The organism is Nocardioides aequoreus (assembly GCF_000720335.1).
Taxonomy (GTDB): Bacteria; Actinomycetota; Actinomycetes; order Propionibacteriales; family Nocardioidaceae; genus Marmoricola; species Marmoricola aequoreus.
In genome coordinates this window covers 181,024-197,582 of sequence record NZ_JOJN01000005.1, presented here as the reverse complement: position 1 = coordinate 197,582, position 16,559 = coordinate 181,024, and the positions used below count along the sequence as shown (strand labels likewise).

Sequence of the window (16,559 nt, the reverse complement as noted above, 5' to 3'; positions counted from 1 at the left end):
AGTTCACAAGTAGGCTTGGTGCATGGAGCGACGTCCACCCGACTTCTTCCTCATCGGCGCCCCGAAGGCGGGCACGAGCGCGCTGCACGCCGCGCTCACCCAGCACCCGCAGCTCTTCCTGAGCACGCCGAAGGAGCCGAAGTACTACCTGTGCGGCGACTCGCCGCCGCCGGCGTACAAGGGCCCGGGTGACGCGCACAGCAACCAGGAGTGGGTCTGGCAGCGGGAGCGCTACCTCGCGCTCTTCGACGGCGCCGACGAGGGTGCGCTGCGCGGCGAGAGCACGCCCTTCTACCTCTACCACCGCGACGCCCGCCGCCGGCTCGCCGTCGACCGGCCCGACGCCCGCCTCATCGCCGTGCTCCGCGACCCGGTCGACCGGGCCTACTCCAACTGGATGCACCTGTGGATGGACGGGCTGGAGCCGCGGGCCGACGTCGTCGAGGCCGTACGCCGCGAGCGCGCGCGGATCGACGAGGGCTGGGCGCCCTTCTGGCACTACTCCTCGCTGGGCATGTACGGCCGCCAGGTCGCCGACCTGCTCGACCACTTCCCGCGTGAGCAGCTGCTGCTGCTGCGCTACCGCCAGCTCGTCGACGAGCCCGACGCGACGCTGCGCCGCGTCTTCGACTTCCTCGGGGTGCCCGGCGCCGGTGTCGAGGAGGTGCCGTCCGACAACTCGCGTCCCTTCGTCAAGGACGGCGTGCGGGCGCGCACGGTGGGCCCGGTGATCCGCGCGGGCGCCACCGTGGGCCAGTTCCTCCCGCCCCAGGTGTGGCGCAAGGTCAGCAAGCCGCTCATCAACCAGCTGCACAAGGGCGGCGAGACCGGTCGCCCCAAGCTCACGCCGGAGCAGCGCAACATCCTGCTCAAGCCCCACCTCGAGGACATCGCCCTGCTCGAGGAGGTGACGGGGGAGTCCTTCGCGGACTGGCGCGGCTACCGCGAGGGCGACTCCTACGCCGCGCGCTCGAGCCGGTCGCCGCGCGGCAGCGGCATCACCGGAGTCGTGGGCTGAGCGAGGTCACCAGGTCGTGCGCCCCGTCGGGGCGCGCCAGCTCGAAGTAGAAGCGCGTCGAGCCGTCGGCGAGCGGCACCGCGGCGGCGTAGCGCAGCGCGCCGTCGGACCAGGGCGAGCGCAGCACGCCGACGACGTCGTCGGGCACCAGCAGGCCGTCGGCGCCCTCGCGTGCGACGCCGGTGACCTCGTGCCAGTTGTCCTCGGCGGTGGGGCGACCGTCGTACAGCACGACGAGCGGGTCGCGCGAGAGCACCGTGGTCACCCGGGCGCCGCGGGCGTCCCAGCTGCCCGCGCGCGGTGCGAGCACGGTGCCCCGTCGCTGCCAGACGAGGCCGTCGTCGCTGGTGAGGTGGGCGGTGGTCATCCGGTCCTCGTGGCCGGTCTCGGTCAGCGGGTGCTCGCAGAGCCACATGTCCCAGTGGCCGTCGCGGACGGTCACCACGGGGTCCTTGGCGGCGACGTGGGCGTCGCCCGGGAGCACGACCGTGCGGCGGCCCCGCGGAAGGCCCTCCGGGGTGTCGGCGTCGAGAGCCTCGACCCACCAGTGCTTGGTGCCGGGGGTGGCGCAGGAGAGGTAGAGCCGCCAGCCGCCGTCGGGCCGTCGCAGCACGACCGGGCGCTCGAAGGACTCCGCACCGAAGTCGTCGCGGTGCACCAGGCAGACCTGCTCGAAGCGCAGGCCGTCGACCGAGCGGGCCACCACGGTCTCCACGCCGCGGCCGTGGCCGAGCGGGCGACGTACGCGGTAGGCGAGCCAGACCTCGTCGTCGACCAGCGTCGCGGAGGCCGCGCCCGCCCAGTTGCCCGGACCGGGCCCGGGGGCGGGGACGACGACGTGGGCGTCGTGGGCGGAGGGGAGCGGCAGCTCGAGCACAGGCACGCCGTAAGTCTAGTGAAGGCGTCCAGTTCGGGGCCGGATCCGCGTGTCGCGGCCTTTTGGTTGCGCGCCACCAACCGATGTCGGCGACGGGGTCGACGCCGGTACAGCCCTCCCGGTGTTTCGGGCGTCCCACACGTGCCTGCTGACCGCCTGTGATCTAAGTTACTCCCACGTCAACTGCCTCTCCGTGCCCCAGGACGCAGTCCTCCAGCAGACCTCAGGAGCCTTCCATGTCGCCGGTGAACACCGACACCTCCTTCATCGACAACCGCCCCGCCAACGTGGCGCTGCAGTTCCGGGAGCGCGTGGCGGCCTCGCCGGACCGGGAGGCCTACCGCTACCCGACCGACGACGGAGCGCCGTGGACCTCGGTCACCTGGAAGGAGACCGGCGAGAAGGTCGAGCGCCTCGCGGCGGGCCTGCTCGCCCTGGGCATCGCGTCCGAGCAGCGCGTCGGCATCGCCTCCGGCACGCGCGTCGAGTGGATCTTCGCCGATCTCGCCATCATGTGCGCCGGCGGTGCCACGACGACGGTCTACCCGACCACGATCAGCGAGGACGTCTCCTACATCCTCGCCGACGCCGAGTGCCGCGTGGTCTTCGCCGAGGACGCCGACCAGCTGGACAAGCTGACCAAGCACCGCTCCGAGCTGCCGCACCTCGGCAAGGTCGTGCTCTTCGAGGGCGAGGGCGACGGCGACTGGGCGATCTCCCTGGCCGAGCTGGAGGCGCTCGGCGAGAAGCACCTGGCCGACCACGCCGACGCCGTCACCCGCTCGATCGACGCGATCACCGGTGACCAGCTCGCGACGCTGATCTACACCTCCGGCACCACGGGCAAGCCGAAGGGCGTGCGGCTCAAGCACTCCTCCTGGACCTACGAGGGCGCGGCGATCCAGGCGCAGAACATCCTCTCCGAGGACGACGTGCAGTTCCTCTGGCTGCCGATGGCCCACTCCTTCGGCAAGGTGCTGCTCTCGACCCAGCTCGCGTGCGGCTTCGCCACGGCCGTCGACGGTCGGGTCGAGCGCATCATCGACAACCTCGCCGTCGTGCAGCCGACCTTCATGGGCGCGGCCCCACGGATCTTCGAGAAGGCCCACGCCCGCATCGTCACCATGACCGCCGCCGAGGGCGGCGCCAAGGAGAAGATCGCCACCAAGGCCTTCCAGGTGGGGCGCCAGGTCAAGGCGCTCGAGCTGGCCGGGAAGCCCGTGCCGATCGGGCTCAAGGTGCAGTACGCCCTCTTCGACCGGCTCGTCTTCAGCAAGGTCCGCGCCCGCTTCGGTGGCCGGGTGCGCTTCTTCATCTCCGGTGCCGCCGCGCTCAACAAGGACATCGCGGAGTGGTTCCACGCCGCCGGGATCCTCATCCTGGAGGGCTACGGCCTCACGGAGTCGTCGGCCGGCTCCTTCGTCAACCACCCCGACGACTACCGCTTCGGCACCGTCGGTCCCGTCGTGCCCGGCAGCCAGGTGCGGCTGGGGGACGACGACGAGGTCCAGATCAAGGGTCCCGGCATCATGGACGGCTACCACAACCTGCCCGACCAGACCGCCGAGACGCTGACCGACGACGGCTGGCTCCGCACCGGCGACAAGGGCTCGCTCGACGCCGACGGCTACCTGACGATCACCGGACGCCTCAAGGAGCTCTTCAAGACCTCCGGTGGCAAGTACATCGCCCCGCCGGCGATCGAGGCGAAGTTCAAGGCGGTCTGCCCGTACGCCAGCCAGTTCGTCGTCTTCGGCAACGACCGCAACTACTGCGTCGCCCTCGTGACCCTCGACCCCGACGCGATCCAAGGCTGGGCGGAGGAGAACGGCCTGGGCGGCAAGTCCTACTCCGAGATCGTCGCCGACCCCAAGACCGTCGAGATGGTCGACAACTACATCGAGACGCTCAACGGCTCCCTCAACCGCTGGGAGACCATCAAGAAGTTCCGCCTGCTCGACCACGACCTGTCGGTCGAGTCCGGCGAGATGACGCCCTCGATGAAGGTGAAGCGCAACGTGGTCGAGACCAACCACGCCGCGCTGATCGACGAGATGTACGCCTGACCCAGGCGGCCCACAGCACGCGCACAGGGGCGCGGACGAGGATCGCGGCATGAGCCGCCTCCCCGCCCGCGCCCCTCGCGCGTCCCAGCCCGCCCCGCACCTCCACGACGAGGAGGGGGCCGAGGAGCACGACCTCGGTCTCTCCCACGACCTGCCCCGCATCGTCGAGCGCAACCTCGGCCGCCGCGGCCTGCTCGCGCTCCTCGGGGGCGTGGGTGCCACTGCGGTCGCCGGCTGCGGCGCCGCCACCTCGTCGTCCGGCGCCTTCACCTCGTCGGGCGGCTCTTCGTCCCCGGAGCCTCCCGACGGCGGCGGCGGTGGGTCGGCGTCGTCGGTCGAGGTGGCCGAGGGCGAGATCCCCGAGGAGACCGCGGGTCCCTACCCCGGTGACGGCTCCAACGGCCCCGACGTCCTGGCCGAGAGCGGCGTCGTCCGCCGTGACCTCACGCGCAGCTTCGGCTCCGCCTCCGGCACCGCCGAGGGCGTCCCGCTCACGATCCGGATGAAGGTCTACGACCTCGCCGGCGACGACGCCACCGTCCTGGAGGGCGCGGCCGTCTACGCCTGGCACTGCGACCGCGAGGGCCGCTACTCGATGTACGACGAGGGCGTGGCGGAGGAGAACTACCTGCGCGGCGTGCAGGTCGCCGACGCGTCGGGCTGGGTGGAGTTCGCCAGCATCTTCCCCGCCTGCTACGCCGGGCGCTGGCCGCACGTGCACTTCGAGGTCTACGCCAGCGTCGAGGACGCCACCGGCGACGGCGACAAGCTGCGCACCTCGCAGCTCGCGCTGCCGCAGGACGTCTGCGACGTCGTCTACGCCACCGAGGGCTACGAGCAGAGCGTCACCAACCTGGCCGGCGTGTCCCTCTCCAGCGACATGGTCTTCTCCGACGGCTACTCGCTGCAGCTGGCGAAGGTGACCGGCTCGGTCGCCGAGGGCTACACCGCGACCCTCAACGTGCCGGTCTGAGGCGCGCGGAGCCGGACGCGGGCGCGACGCTCAGCCGCGCACCCGCGTGGCCCAGTACTCCGTCGTGGGCGTGGCCGGTGTGGTGAAGCGGGCGTTGGGCAGGTAGAGCCCGTCGCGCCAGCGCGCCACGGTGGTCGGCACGTCGAAGTCCGGGCTCGTGAGGGTCCCGACGAGGCGACCGCTACGACCGTCGCGGGAGAGCCGGAGCTCGGCGACCTGGTTGAGACGGTTCTGCACCGCGAAGAGGGTGCGCCCCTCGCGCAGCAGGCCGTCGCCGTTGGTCAGCACGGCGCCGCGGAGGTCGACGCGGCGGGTCACGCCCGTGCGGGGGTCGACCCGGTGCAGCTCGCCGTTGCTGGAGTTGACGACCAGCAGCGCGCGGCCGTCGGGCGTGGTCTCGATGCCGTTGGCGTTGTTGGTGCCGGGGGTCTGGACCCAGTCGCCGCCGAGCGGCACCCGGGTGACGGTCGCGGCCCGCCCCTTGCCGCGGGCCGGCTCGACGCGGAAGAGCGCGGCCTGCAGGGAGTCGGTGACCCAGGCCGTGCGGCCGGTGACGACGACGTCGTTGACGAAGCTCGCGCCCGGTGCCGGGTCCGGGGTCAGCTCGTAGGTCGCGGTGGTGCGGCCGGAGCGCACGTCGACCACCTTGACGTCGCCGTCGGCGCCGCCCGCGGCCCACAGGTCGCGGCCGCGGCCGAGCTCGAGCCCGATCGCGGGGGTGCCGTCGCCCTGGCTGATCACCCGGCCCGCGCCGGTGCGGAGGTCGGCGGCGTAGACGTCGCCGTCGACGCGGGAGCCGAACCACGCGACCGGCCCGCGCGCCTCGATCCCCTCGGGCTGGAATCCGTCGGGCAGCTCGATGCGGCTGGGTGGCTCCTGACGCTGCGGCTTCGCGCTCGCCACGCCGGCAGGCGCGAGCAGCGTCGCGGCGAGGGAGGTGGAGAGCGCGGCGACCAGCGCGGCGACCAGGGTGGCGGGGCGGCGTCGGAGAGTCATGGCGGGATCCTTTCGTCCTCCTGGAGGTACCCAGGCCACACTGGGGGTGTGCCTGCTGCTGCGTTCGGGGTCTACCTCCACGTCCCCTTCTGCGCGACGCGCTGTGGCTACTGCGACTTCAACACCTACACGGCCACCGAGCTGGGCGGCGGGGGAGCACAGGCGGAGTGGGCGACGTGGGCGGAGGCCGAAGTGGCGCTTGCCGCGTGCACGGTCGGTCGCCGCGAGGCCGAGACGGTCTTCTTCGGTGGCGGCACGCCGACGCTGCTGCCGAGCGCCGACCTGGTGCGGGCGCTCGACGCCGTACGCCGCGAGCTGGGCCTGGCCGCGGACGCCGAGGTCACCACCGAGGCCAACCCCGACAGCGTCACCCCGGAGTCGCTCGCCGCGCTGCGCGAGGGCGGCTTCACGCGGGTCTCCTTCGGGATGCAGTCGGCGGTGCCCCACGTGCTGCGGGTGCTCGAGCGCACCCACGACCCGGAGGGCGTCGCGCGGGCGGTCGCCTGGGCGCGGGAGGCGGGCTTCGCGGAGGTCAGCCTCGACCTGATCTACGGCACCGCCGGTGAGTCGCTCGCCGACTGGCGCCGCTCGCTGGAGGCCGCGCTCGCCTGCGAGCCGGACCACGTGTCGGCGTACTCCCTGATCGTCGAGGGCGGCACGCGGCTCGCCCGCCAGGTGCGCAGCGGGCTGGTGGCGGCGCCGGAGGAGGACGACCTGGCGCGCAAGTACGAGCTCGCCGACGAGCTGCTCACCGCGGCCGGTCTGTCGTGGTACGAGGTGTCCAACTGGGCGCGCACACCCGCCGCGCGCTGCCGGCACAACGAGCTCTACTGGGAGAGCGCGGACTGGTGGGGCATCGGCCCCGGCGCGCACTCCCACCTCGACGGCGAGCGGTGGTGGAACCTCAAGCACCCCTCGGCGTGGGCCGGGCGGCTCGCGGCGGGGGAGTCGCCGGCCGACGGTCGCGAGACCCTCACCGCCGACGACCGCCACCTCGAGCGCGTGATGCTCGAGCTGCGCCACGTCTCCGGGCTCCCGCTCGCGCTGGCCCCGCCGGAGCGCGTCGACGCCGTCGTCGCACGCGGGCTCGCCGTACGCCGTGACGACCGGCTGGTGCTCACCGACCGCGGCCGGCTGCTGGCCGACGCCGTCGTGCGCGAGCTGGTGGCGTAGTCAACCTGGGTTGACAAGCGCCTGTTGTCAACCTACGTTGACGAGCATGACGACCGAGAGCGACCTCGCCGTGGCGGCCGCGGCGCCCGACCCCACCGTGGGTCTGCGTGCCGTCCGGGCACTGCGGGTGCTGCTCGAGGAGCTCGAGCGCCGGCAGGTGCGGCGCGCGCGGGAGCAGGGCTGGTCGTGGGGCGAGATCGGCGAGGCGCTGCAGGTGAGTCGCCAGGCGGTGCACAAGAAGCACGGGAAGGGGTGAGCGCCGTGCTGGAGCGCTTCACGCAGAGGTTCACCGCGCGGGCGAGGCTCGCGGTCGTCGAGGCGGTCCGCCTCGCCGACGAGCGCGGAGGCGACCCGGTCGCCCCGGCCGACCTGCTGGAGGCCGTCCTGGGGGACGAGGACGGGGTGGCGGCCCGGGTGGTCGTCGGCCGGGGCGTGGCGCTGGACGCGCTGCGGGCCGAGCTGCGCAGCCGTGCGGCGTCCGGCGTCGCGGGGCTGGGCGAGGCCGACGCGGAGGCGCTGGCCGCCATCGGCATCGACCTCGACGCCGTGCTGCGCCGGCTCGACGGCCCGAGGGTCCGGCCGCGGCGACGCCGCTGGCAGGGGCGCTTCGACCCGGCCGCGAAGCGATCGCTCGAGCTGGCGCTGCGCGAGGCGATCGCGCTGCGGCACAACTACGTCGGCACCGAGCACCTGCTGCTGGGCCTGGTGCGCGGCGGCGACCCCGTCGTCGTCGACGCGCTCGCCGCGGGCGGGGCGTCGTACGACGACCTGCGTGACGGCGTGCGGGCCGAGCTGCGGCGGGCCGGCTGACCCATGTAACGCTCCGTTGCACCGGACGTACACCCCCAGCAGGGGCCACTCAGTCCGCACAACGGCGCGTTACATGGCGCGCCGGCCTCAACCCTCCGGCTGGGTGACGAAGTCGATGAGCTCCTCGACGCGGCCGAGGAGCTGCGGGTCGAGGTCCTGGAAGCCGCGGACGCCGCCGAGGATGTGCTTCCAGGCGCGGGCGATGTCGGCCTGGTCGCGGTGGGGCCAGCCCCACTGCTGGCAGACGCCCTTCTTCCACTCCACGTGGCGCGGCACCGTCGGCCAGGCCTGCTTGCCGAGGCGCTCGGGCTTCACCGCCGCCCAGATGTCGATGAAGGGGTGGCCGACGATGAGCACGTGCTTGCCCACGGGGGAGCGGCGCACGGAGTCGGCGATGCGGCTCTCCTTGGAGCCGGCGACGAGGTGGTCGACGAGCACGCCGACCCGGCGGCTCGGGCCGGGCTGGAAGTCGCGCAGGTGCTCGCCGAGGTCGTCGACGCCGTCGAGGTACTCCACGACCACGCCCTCGATGCGCAGGTCGTCGCCCCAGACCTTCTCGACCAGCTCGGCGTCGTGGCGTCCCTCGACGTAGATCCGGCTGGCGCGGGCGACCCGGGCCTTGACGCCCTGCACCGCGACCGACCCGGAGGCGGTGCGCGTCGGCGCCGCGGGACCCTGGCGGGTGGGCGCGACGAGCACGACCGGCCGGCCCTCGAGCCAGAAGCCCGGTCCGAGCGGGAAGGTACGCCGCTTGCGCCGCCGGTCCTCGAGGGTCACCGTGCCGAGGTCGCGCTCCACCTGGACGATCTCGCCGCACCAGTCGGTGGTGACCTCCTCGACCACCAGGCCGAGGTCGGCGTCGATCTCGACCGCGCGCCCCTTGCTGGTGGCGCGCCAGTCGCCGGCGAGCACGTCGGAGCCGTAGCGGTCGTTCGGGGAGGGCGGGGGAGGCACCCGTGGACGGTACGGCGCCGCGCGCGGTGGGCGGCGTACCGACACGGGGACGGTGGGCGGTGCGGTCGATGGAGCCCTCTTGTGTGGCCGATCATCGCGATATATCGTCAATACATCGAGACTTATCGCGGTGACGGATCCCGCGACTCAACCACGAGGAGATCTCCATGTACGGCATGTGGAACGACAACGAGCCGCACCGGCGGCAGCACGGCGGACGCCGTGGAACCGGTCGCCCCGGCGACCGCAACGACTGGGGCGGCTGGGGTGCCTGGGGCGGCCCGGCGGGTCCGCCGCCGTGGCTGGCGCAGATGTTCGGCCCCGACCTGGGCGCCCGACGTGGGCGTCACGGTGGCGGCGGCCGCCCGAAGGTGCGCCGCGGCGACGTCCGCTCGGCCATCCTCGACGTCCTCGGCAGCAGCGACGAGCCGGTCAACGGCTACCAGGTGATCCAGCAGATCGCCGAGCGCACCGGCGGGCAGTGGAAGCCGAGCCCCGGATCGGTCTACCCGACCATCCAGCAGCTCGAGGACGAGGGCCTCGTCGAGGACGCCCCCACCGGGCGGAAGGCGCTGCAGCTCACCGCGGAGGGACGCGAGCACGTGCGGGAGCACGCGGACGAGCTGGCCGCGCTGTGGCGGCCCTTCGAGGACCGCGTCGACGACGAGGAGTCGCTCAACCTCCGGCAGGTGATCGGCCAGACCGTCGGCGCGATCGTGCAGGTGGCCACCACCGGCACGCCCGACCAGATGGAGAAGGCGATCGCCATCCTCTCCGACACGCGGCGCCGGCTCTACGGCCTGCTGGCCGACGGGCCCGACCCCGACGAGGGCTCGGACGACGCGCTCGACGACGGCTCCGACGACCAGGAGCCCGAGATCGACGACCCCGCGGCGCGGTAGTGCCATGAGCGAGCAGCGGATCGGCACCGCCGAGCGGGAGTCCGCGCTGGCGTCCCTGGGCGAGCACTTCGCCCTGGGACGTCTCAGCAAGGAGGAGTACGACGAGCGCAGCGACGCCGCGTGCAGCGCGCGCACGGCCAGCGACCTGCAGCCCCTCTTCGCCGACCTGCCCCACGGGTCGCCGGTCGTCGGCACGACCGGCGACCCGGCCTGGCGGGGCCCGCTGGCGACCGGACCGGTGCCGGGTGCGCCGGCCGACCACCGCACCCGGGCGCGTCAGGTCTGGCGTGGACTGCCCCCGCCGCTGCAGGTGGGGCTGGCGGTCGTGCTGGCCCTGCTGGTGCTGGCCCACCTGCCGCTGGTGCTGCTCGCCGGCGTGCTGTGGTTCGTGCTCTCGCGCCACCACGGCGTCGGCAGACCCCCGTGGGCGCAGTCGCGAGGCGGCTGCGGCGCCCGCCGCGGCTGACGGGTAGCCGCCACGTGTGATCTCCCCTACGTTGGTCCGCGGCCCGCACGCAGACCGACTCGGGAGGTCACATGTCCGCCGCCGCCACCGAGGAGACCCGCGAGCGCGGGCTCGCCCGCTTCGCCCAGCGCATCGCGGGATGGACCGAGCGCTGGTTCCCCGACGCCTACGTCTTCGCCCTCGTCGGGGTGGTCGTGGTCGTGCTGGCGGCGCTGCTCAACGGCAGCACGCCGGTCGCCGTCGCCGAGGCCTTCGGCGGCGGCTTCTGGGACCTCACCGAGTTCACCCTCCAGATGGCGATGGTGGTGCTGACCGGCTACGTCGTCGCCACCTCGCCGCCGGTCGCCCGGCTGATCGCCCGGATCGCGCTGGTGCCGAGCACTCCTCGCGGCGCGGTCGCCTTCGTCTCGCTGCTCAGCTGCCTGGTCTCGATGCTCAACTGGGGGCTCAGCCTGGTCTTCGCGGGGCTGCTCGCGCGGGCGATCGCGCGCCGTCCGGACCTCCGCGCCGACTACCGCGCGCTCGGCGCGGCGGCGTACATGGGGCTCGGTGCGGTCTGGGCGCTGGGGCTCTCCTCGAGCGCGGCGCAGCTGCAGGCGACGCCCGAGTCGCTGCCGCCGGAGCTGCTCGAGATCACCGGCGTGCTCGACTTCGGCGAGACCATCCTGACCTGGCAGTCGCTGACGATGGCGCTGGTGCTGATCGTCGTCACGGTCGCCATCTCCTACTGGTCGGCACCCTCGGGGTCGGCGGTGCGGACGGCCGAGGACATGGAGGTCGACCTCGACGACAGCGTGCAGCCGCCGGCGCCCCGCACGCGTCCGGGGGAGTGGCTCGAGCGCTCGCCGATCCTGCCCCTGCTCGTCGGCGCGCTCGCGGCGCTGTGGCTGGTCACCGAGCTGCTGAACAACCCCTTCTTCAGCGTGATCAGCAGCCTCAACACCTACCTGCTGGTCTTCGTCATCCTGGGCCTGGTGCTGCACGGCACCCCGCGCAGCTTCCTCGACGCCGTCGGCAAGGCCGTGCCCACGACCGCCGGCGTGCTCGTGCAGTACCCGCTGTACGCCGCGATGGCCGCGGTGCTGACCCGCGCCACGGGCCGCGGCGGCGAGACCGTCTCGGAGCACCTCGCCGACCTCTTCACCGGCATCGGCGGGGGCGGTTGGTTCGCCGTGGTGATCGCGATCTACACCGCCCTGCTGGGCCTGCTGGTGCCCTCGGGCGGCGGCAAGTGGCTGGTGGAGGCGCCGTACGTGATGCAGTCGGCGACCGACGTGGGCATGAACCTCGGTTGGACGGTGCAGATCTACAACGCCGCCGAGGCGCTGCCCAACCTGGTCAACCCGTTCTTCATGCTCCCGCTGCTCGCGGTGCTCGGGCTACGGGCCCGTGACCTCGTGGGCTTCACCTTCCTGCAGTTCCTCTTCCACTTCCCGATCGTGCTGCTGCTCCTGTGGGCGCTCGGGACGACCTTCTCCTTCGAGCCGCCGGTGGCGCCGTAAGGATGCAGCGAAGTCTTTGCAGAGAAAGCATTGCAAAGAGGTCTTTGCGACGGTAGCGTCGTTGGCATGGACCAGCTCGACGAGGCACTCGCCCGCTCCCGCCAGGCCGACCTGGTCGGCGTCACCCGCGCTCTCCGCGCCCGTCGGCCACTGCCCGGGGCGGCGCGACGCTTCCGCGCCGTCCGCCTGCGTCGGCCGGAGGAGCTGTGACCCAGCGTCCGGTGCGCAGGCTCGACCGGAGCGCCCTGCTCGGACTGGCCCACCCGCTGCGGGTGCGGCTCTACGACGAGCTGATGTCGCGGGGGTCGGCGACGGCCTCCGAGCTCGGACGGCGCCTGGGGGAGTCGAGCGGGTCGACCAGCTACCACCTGCGCCAGCTCGAGCGGCACGGCTTCGTCGAGACCGACCCCGACCGCGGCACCGGTCGCGAGCGCTGGTGGCGCGCCACCCCGGAGTCGATCCAGACCCGGGGTCGCGACTTCCAGGACGACCCGACGAGCGCGGAGGCGCACCGCTTGGTCAGCGCGGAGTGGCTGCGTACCCGGCGGGCCCGCCAGGACACCTGGCTCGACACCAGGCGGCAGTGGCCGCAGGAGTGGCAGGCGTCGGTCGGCGACAGCGTCAGCCACCTCTGGCTCGACCGTGAGGAGGCCGAGCAGCTCCAGGCGCAGCTCATCGGCCTGATGACCGAGTGGGCCGAGCGGGCCGAGGGCCGCGACGGCGACCCGCGCTACCGAGCCGTCGAGGTGCAGCTCGCGCTCTTCCCCACGGGTCCGCCACCCGTCCAGGAGCCCTAGAGCAGCGGCAGCCGCTTCTGCGAGCGCGGCAGGTGCTCGTAGCCGCGGCGTACGGCGTGCGCCAGCACCTCGGCGGGGTAGGGCCAGTCGCCCGCGTCGAGCGCCTCGGCGACCGGGACCCCGCGGCTGGCGAGGTCGCGGATCGTCTCGGCCACCACGCCGATGGCGGCGCGCTGCTCGGTGACGAAGTCGAGGTCGACCGGAGCGCCGTGCCCGGGCACCACCACCGTGTCGGGCGTGGCGAGACCTGTCACGAGGTCGAGCGTGAGCGGCCACTCCATGGGGAAGGAGTCGTCGCCCCACGCGGGGTGACCCGACTCCTCGACGAGGTCGCCGGCGAGCAGCACGTCGGCGCCGCCCGGCTCACGGAGCCGGCAGACCAGGTCGCCGGCGGTGTGACCCCGCCCGGGGTGCACCAGCTCGACCGCACGGTCGCCGAGGTCGACGACGGCCACCGAGGAGAAGGTGCGGTCGGGCGGTGACGGCGTGCTGGCGGCCATCTCGGCCGCCCGGTCGTGCCCGTGCTCGACGGCGTGCCGCTGCCGCCCCTCCAGGTGCGCCACGAAGCCCTCGGCCGCTCCCTCGTGCGCGGTGACGACGACGCCGTCGCCCGCCTCCCGGGCCGCGGCGTTGCCGAGCACGTGGTCGACGTGCACGTGGGTGTTGACCACCTCCACGAGCGGGGCGCGGGTCACGCGGCGTACGGCGTGCAGCACCTCGCCGAAGGCCTCGCTCGACGCGTGCGTGTCGACGAGCAGCAGCCCGCGGTCGCCGGCAACGGCGGTGACGTTGACGTCGTACCACGCGTGGCGCACCACCCACACGCGGTCGGCGACCTCGATCGTCGTCGTGTCGGCAGTGGTCTCGGGCACGCTGGGAGCCTACGAGTCGGCGCGTAGACTTGGCACTCCGAGCCCCGGAGTGCCAACGTGTGAGCACGCCGGCCGGCCCGGCCACCCGTGACCCACCGTGCCCGAGGGGAGGCCCCATGAGCGAAGCCCGACGACTGGCGGTGCTGCGCGCGATCGTCGAGGACTACGTCTCCACCCGCGAGCCGGTCGGGAGCAAGGCCCTGGTGGAGCGGCACCGCCTCGGCGTCTCGCCGGCCACGGTGCGCAACGACATGGCCGTGCTGGAGGAGGAGGGCCTGATCGCCCAGCCCCACACCAGCGCAGGACGCGTGCCGACCGACAAGGGCTACCGGCTCTTCGTCGACCGGCTCACCGAGGTCAAGCCGATGTCGAGCGCCGAGCGCCGCGCCATCTCCCGCTTCCTCGAGGGCGCCCACGACCTCGACGACGTGATCACCCGCTCGGTGCGGCTGCTCGCCCAGCTCACCCAGCAGGTGGCGATCGTGCAGTACCCCTCGCTGGTCCGCTCCACGGTGCGCCACGTCGAGCTGGTCTCGCTCACCAGCACCCGGGTGCTGCTCGTGCTGATCCTCTCCACCGGACGCGTCGAGCAGCGGGTGGTGGAGCTGCCCGAGGAGCTCGCGCCGGAGTCGCTGGCCGACCTCCGATCGCGGCTCAACCTGGCCGCCGTGGGGCAGCGCCTCAGCGACGCGGCCTCGGCGCTCGGGGACCTCACCGAGCAGGTCGACGCCGGCGAGCGCACGCACGTCGCGCTGATCGGGGCCACCCTGGTCGAGGCGATGTCGCAGGAGGCCTCCGAGGGCCGCGTGGTCGTGGGCGGCACCGCCAACCTCGCGCGCTTCGGCGACGGCTTCGACGTCGCCATCAAGCCGCTGCTCGAGGCGCTCGAGGAGCACGTGGTGCTGCTCAAGCTGCTCGGCGAGTCGACCTCGCCCGACGCCGTGACCGTGCGGATCGGGCACGAGGGTCCCTACCAGGAGCTCGCGACGACCTCGGTGGTCGCGACCGGGTACGGACCGGGGCAGGAGATCGTCGGCTCGCTCGGCGTCGTCGGCCCCACCCACATGGACTACCCCGGGTCGATGGCCGCCGTGCGTGCCGTCGCCCGCTACGTCTCCACCATCCTCGACCAGGCGTGACCCCGGTCCCTCCGGCCGCCACCCGTCACCGAGAACGAACCAGAGCCCGAACCAGAGCCCGAAGAGAGCACACGTGAGCCAGGACCCCTACGAGATCCTCGGCGTCTCCCGCGACGCGGGTGCCGACGACATCAAGAAGGCCTACCGCCGGCTGGCGCGCCAGCTGCACCCCGACGTCAATCCCGACCCCGCCACGCAGGAGCGCTTCAAGGAGGTCTCCGCGGCGTACGAGGTGCTCTCGGACCCCGAGAAGCGCCGCATGTACGACCTCGGCGGCGACCCCTTCGGTCGCGGCGCGGCGGCCGGCGGCCAGGGTGCGGGCTTCTCCTTCACCGACATCATGGACGCCTTCTTCGGTGGCGCCGCGGGCCCGCAGGGTCGCGGTCCGCGACCCCGGGCGCGGCGCGGCCAGGACGCGCTGGTGCGCATGGAGGTCGACCTCGCGGAGGCGGCCTTCGGCGTCACCCACGAGCTCAAGGTCGACACCGCGGTGCTCTGCGGCGTCTGCCAGGGCAGCGGCGCGGCCGAGGGGTCGCGCCCCGTGACCTGCGAGACCTGCCACGGCCGCGGCGAGGTGCAGCACGTGCAGCGCTCCTTCCTCGGCGAGGTGCGCACGCTGCGGCCCTGCTCGGCCTGCCGGGGCTACGGCGAGATCATCCCCGAGCCCTGCCGGGAGTGTTCCGGCGACGGCCGGGTGCGCTCGCGCCGCACCCTGAGCGTCAAGATCCCCGGCGGCGTCGACACCGGCACCCGGGTGCAGCTGCCCGGCGAGGGCGAGATCGGTCCCGGCGGCGGGCCGGCAGGAGACCTCTACGTCGAGGTCCACGTGCAGCCGCACGAGATCTTCAGCCGCGACGGCAACGACCTGCGCTGCCGCGTCAGCGTCCCGATGACCGCCGCCGCGCTCGGCACCGAGATCCGGCTGCCGCTGCTGGAGGCCGACGTCGCCGACGCCGACTCCGACATGGAGCTGTGGGTCGACCTCGACGTCGCACCCGGCACCCAGTCCGGCACCGAGCGGGTGCTGCGCGGTCGCGGCATCCCGAGCCTGCGCTCGCAGGTGCGGGGCGACCTCGTCGTCACCATCGAGGTCGAGACGCCCTCGCGGCTCGACGACCGGCAGTCGGAGCTGCTGCGCGAGCTCGCGGCGCTGCGGCACGAGGAGTCGCCCGACGGCCGGATCCAGCAGCCGCACAAGGGTGTCTTCGGCCGGCTGCGCGACGCCTTCAAGTGAGCCGGCTGTCGTGAGCGCCGCGCTCGGGGCGGGGTTGCCCGTCTTCCACGCACCGCTCGACGGCGTCGCCACCGGCTCGCTCGTCGCGCTCGCCCCCGACGAGGCCCGCCACGCCGCGGTCCGACGGCTGCGCGAGCACGACGAGGTGCTGCTGACCGACGGCGCGGGCACGGCCGCGGTCGGTCTCGTCGAGGAGGCGTCCCGGAGCGCCCTGACGGTGCGGGTGCGCGACGTGCACGTCGAGGAGGCGCCCCGGCCGCGGCTGACCGTCGTGCAGGCCATCCCCAAGGGCGAGCGTGCCGACCTGGCGGTCGAGGCGCTCACCGAGGTCGGTGTCGACCGGGTCGTCGCCTGGCAGGCCGCGCGCTGCGTGGCCGTGTGGCGCGGCGAGCGGGCGGAGAAGTCGCTCTCCCGCTGGCGCACCACCGCGCGGGAGGCCGCGAAGCAGGCCCGCCGGCTGCACTGGCCCGACGTCGAGGGGCCGGCCGCGCTCGACGACGTCGTCGGTCTGGTGCGCGAGAGCGACCTGGCCGTGGTGCTGCACGAGTCGGCGCGGCTGCCGCTCGCCGAGCTGCCGGTCCCCGTCGAGGGAGCGCTGCTCGTCGTCGTCGGGCCCGAGGGTGGGATCGCCGACGACGAGCTCACCGCCCTGCACGAGGCCGGGGCCCGTGTCGCCCGCCTGGGCGACACGGTGCTGCGCACCTCCACGGCAGGGCTCGCCGCGAGCAGCGTGCTGCTGGCCCAGACCCCGCGCTGGGCGTGAGGGGCGCTGGGTCGCTG

Annotated in this window: 18 protein-coding genes; 14 read left to right on the top strand and 4 right to left on the bottom strand. The window is 73.5% G+C overall.

Annotated elements, in window-relative coordinates; genetic code table 11:
• Nucleotides 1-22 precede the first annotated feature (22 nt).
• Nucleotides 23-1,018: a sulfotransferase family protein gene (locus IG63_RS0112140; RefSeq protein WP_030484632.1), complete on the top strand. Its 996-nt coding sequence runs from the start codon at nt 23-25 to the stop codon at nt 1,016-1,018.
• On the opposite strand, the gene IG63_RS0112135 is transcribed toward IG63_RS0112140, so the two are convergent.
• Nucleotides 999-1,901 (bottom strand): hypothetical protein, encoded by a 903-nt coding sequence (locus IG63_RS0112135; RefSeq protein WP_030484631.1) that lies wholly within the window; start codon nt 1,899-1,901, stop codon nt 999-1,001. The two genes, IG63_RS0112140 and IG63_RS0112135, sit on opposite strands and share 20 nt — an antisense overlap.
• 230 nt (nt 1,902-2,131) lie before the next feature.
• Between IG63_RS0112135 and IG63_RS0112130 the strand changes: the two genes are divergently transcribed.
• Both IG63_RS0112130 and IG63_RS0112125 read left to right on the top strand, forming a co-directional pair.
• A complete protein-coding gene (locus tag IG63_RS0112130) occupies nt 2,132-3,961 on the top strand; it encodes an AMP-dependent synthetase/ligase (protein ID WP_030484630.1) in 1,830 nt (609 codons plus the stop codon).
• 49 nt (nt 3,962-4,010) lie between these two features.
• Complete coding sequence (locus IG63_RS0112125; RefSeq protein WP_036195296.1) at nt 4,011-4,934, top strand: dioxygenase family protein; 924 nt, start codon at nt 4,011-4,013, stop codon at nt 4,932-4,934.
• Nucleotides 4,935-4,964: 30 nt separating this feature from the next.
• On the opposite strand, the gene IG63_RS0112120 is transcribed toward IG63_RS0112125, so the two are convergent.
• Nucleotides 4,965-5,930, bottom strand: a complete 966-nt coding sequence (locus tag IG63_RS0112120; protein WP_030484628.1) for an SMP-30/gluconolactonase/LRE family protein — start codon at nt 5,928-5,930, stop codon at nt 4,965-4,967.
• Nucleotides 5,931-5,978: 48 nt separating this feature from the next.
• Between IG63_RS0112120 and hemW the strand changes: the two genes are divergently transcribed.
• From hemW to IG63_RS23980, 3 genes are read left to right on the top strand one after another with little or no spacing between them, the layout of a single operon-like run.
• A complete protein-coding gene (gene hemW / locus IG63_RS0112115) occupies nt 5,979-7,103 on the top strand; it encodes a radical SAM family heme chaperone HemW (RefSeq protein WP_036195293.1) in 1,125 nt (374 codons plus the stop codon).
• A 46-nt stretch (nt 7,104-7,149) separates the two neighbouring features.
• Nucleotides 7,150-7,359 (top strand): DNA-directed RNA polymerase sigma-70 factor, encoded by a 210-nt coding sequence (locus IG63_RS23050; RefSeq protein WP_030484627.1) that lies wholly within the window; start codon nt 7,150-7,152, stop codon nt 7,357-7,359.
• Nucleotides 7,356-7,913, top strand: coding sequence for a Clp protease N-terminal domain-containing protein (locus IG63_RS23980; RefSeq protein WP_051706664.1), 558 nt, complete (start codon nt 7,356-7,358; stop codon nt 7,911-7,913). The genes IG63_RS23050 and IG63_RS23980 overlap by 4 nt, the downstream gene beginning before the upstream one ends.
• 87 nt (nt 7,914-8,000) lie before the next feature.
• Here the strand turns inward: IG63_RS23980 and IG63_RS0112100 are convergent, their stop codons facing one another.
• Complete coding sequence (locus IG63_RS0112100; RefSeq protein WP_030484625.1) at nt 8,001-8,867, bottom strand: DUF3097 domain-containing protein; 867 nt, start codon at nt 8,865-8,867, stop codon at nt 8,001-8,003.
• A gap of 167 nt (nt 8,868-9,034) precedes the next feature.
• Here IG63_RS0112100 and IG63_RS0112095 point away from each other — a divergent pair, with 167 nt between their 5' ends.
• From IG63_RS0112095 to IG63_RS22685, 5 genes are all read left to right on the top strand, one after another.
• Nucleotides 9,035-9,769, top strand: coding sequence for a PadR family transcriptional regulator (locus IG63_RS0112095; protein ID WP_084597044.1), 735 nt, complete (start codon nt 9,035-9,037; stop codon nt 9,767-9,769).
• Nucleotides 9,770-9,773: 4 nt separating this feature from the next.
• The gene (locus tag IG63_RS23295) at nt 9,774-10,235 is read left to right on the top strand and encodes a DUF1707 SHOCT-like domain-containing protein (RefSeq protein ID WP_051706663.1); all 462 of its coding nucleotides are present in this window, start codon (nt 9,774-9,776) and stop codon (nt 10,233-10,235) included.
• A 71-nt stretch (nt 10,236-10,306) separates the two neighbouring features.
• Nucleotides 10,307-11,737 carry a short-chain fatty acid transporter gene (locus IG63_RS0112085; RefSeq protein WP_030484622.1) on the top strand — a complete coding sequence of 477 codons (1,431 nt, stop codon included), beginning with the start codon at nt 10,307-10,309 and terminating at the stop codon, nt 11,735-11,737.
• A gap of 66 nt (nt 11,738-11,803) precedes the next feature.
• On the top strand, nt 11,804-11,947 hold the full coding sequence (locus tag IG63_RS22690) for a hypothetical protein (protein WP_157210146.1): 144 nt from the start codon (nt 11,804-11,806) through the stop codon (nt 11,945-11,947).
• Nucleotides 11,944-12,534, top strand: a complete 591-nt coding sequence (locus IG63_RS22685; RefSeq protein WP_030484621.1) for an ArsR/SmtB family transcription factor — start codon at nt 11,944-11,946, stop codon at nt 12,532-12,534. Before IG63_RS22690 ends, IG63_RS22685 begins: the two co-directional genes overlap by 4 nt.
• On the opposite strand, the gene IG63_RS0112070 is transcribed toward IG63_RS22685, so the two are convergent.
• On the bottom strand, nt 12,531-13,406 hold the full coding sequence (locus IG63_RS0112070) for an MBL fold metallo-hydrolase (RefSeq protein ID WP_051706661.1): 876 nt from the start codon (nt 13,404-13,406) through the stop codon (nt 12,531-12,533). The two genes, IG63_RS22685 and IG63_RS0112070, sit on opposite strands and share 4 nt — an antisense overlap.
• A 116-nt stretch (nt 13,407-13,522) precedes the next feature.
• Here IG63_RS0112070 and hrcA point away from each other — a divergent pair, with 116 nt between their 5' ends.
• From hrcA to IG63_RS0112055, 3 genes are all read left to right on the top strand, one after another.
• A complete protein-coding gene (gene hrcA / locus IG63_RS0112065) occupies nt 13,523-14,545 on the top strand; it encodes a heat-inducible transcriptional repressor HrcA (RefSeq protein ID WP_030484619.1) in 1,023 nt (340 codons plus the stop codon).
• Between the two features lie 73 nt (nt 14,546-14,618).
• Nucleotides 14,619-15,779 carry a molecular chaperone DnaJ gene (dnaJ, locus tag IG63_RS0112060; protein WP_030484618.1) on the top strand — a complete coding sequence of 387 codons (1,161 nt, stop codon included), beginning with the start codon at nt 14,619-14,621 and terminating at the stop codon, nt 15,777-15,779.
• A gap of 10 nt (nt 15,780-15,789) precedes the next feature.
• Nucleotides 15,790-16,542 (top strand): 16S rRNA (uracil(1498)-N(3))-methyltransferase, encoded by a 753-nt coding sequence (locus IG63_RS0112055; RefSeq protein WP_245604416.1) that lies wholly within the window; start codon nt 15,790-15,792, stop codon nt 16,540-16,542.
• Nucleotides 16,543-16,559: the final 17 nt, after the last annotated feature.

What these genes read in the sequence shown, in the direction of transcription:
- IG63_RS0112140 (WP_030484632.1), top strand. Translation starts at nt 23, where the DNA reads ATGGAGCGACGTCCACCCGACTTCTTCCTCATCGGCGCCCCGAAGGCG.
- IG63_RS0112130 (WP_030484630.1), top strand. Translation starts at nt 2,132, where the DNA reads ATGTCGCCGGTGAACACCGACACCTCCTTCATCGACAACCGCCCCGCC.
- IG63_RS0112125 (WP_036195296.1), top strand. Translation starts at nt 4,011, where the DNA reads ATGAGCCGCCTCCCCGCCCGCGCCCCTCGCGCGTCCCAGCCCGCCCCG.
- IG63_RS0112120 (WP_030484628.1), bottom strand. Translation starts at nt 5,930, where the DNA reads ATGACTCTCCGACGCCGCCCCGCCACCCTGGTCGCCGCGCTGGTCGCC.
- IG63_RS23050 (WP_030484627.1), top strand. Translation starts at nt 7,150, where the DNA reads ATGACGACCGAGAGCGACCTCGCCGTGGCGGCCGCGGCGCCCGACCCC.
- IG63_RS0112095 (WP_084597044.1), top strand. Translation starts at nt 9,035, where the DNA reads ATGTACGGCATGTGGAACGACAACGAGCCGCACCGGCGGCAGCACGGC.
- IG63_RS23295 (WP_051706663.1), top strand. Translation starts at nt 9,774, where the DNA reads ATGAGCGAGCAGCGGATCGGCACCGCCGAGCGGGAGTCCGCGCTGGCG.
- IG63_RS0112085 (WP_030484622.1), top strand. Translation starts at nt 10,307, where the DNA reads ATGTCCGCCGCCGCCACCGAGGAGACCCGCGAGCGCGGGCTCGCCCGC.
- IG63_RS22690 (WP_157210146.1), top strand. Translation starts at nt 11,804, where the DNA reads ATGGACCAGCTCGACGAGGCACTCGCCCGCTCCCGCCAGGCCGACCTG.
- hrcA (WP_030484619.1), top strand. Translation starts at nt 13,523, where the DNA reads ATGAGCGAAGCCCGACGACTGGCGGTGCTGCGCGCGATCGTCGAGGAC.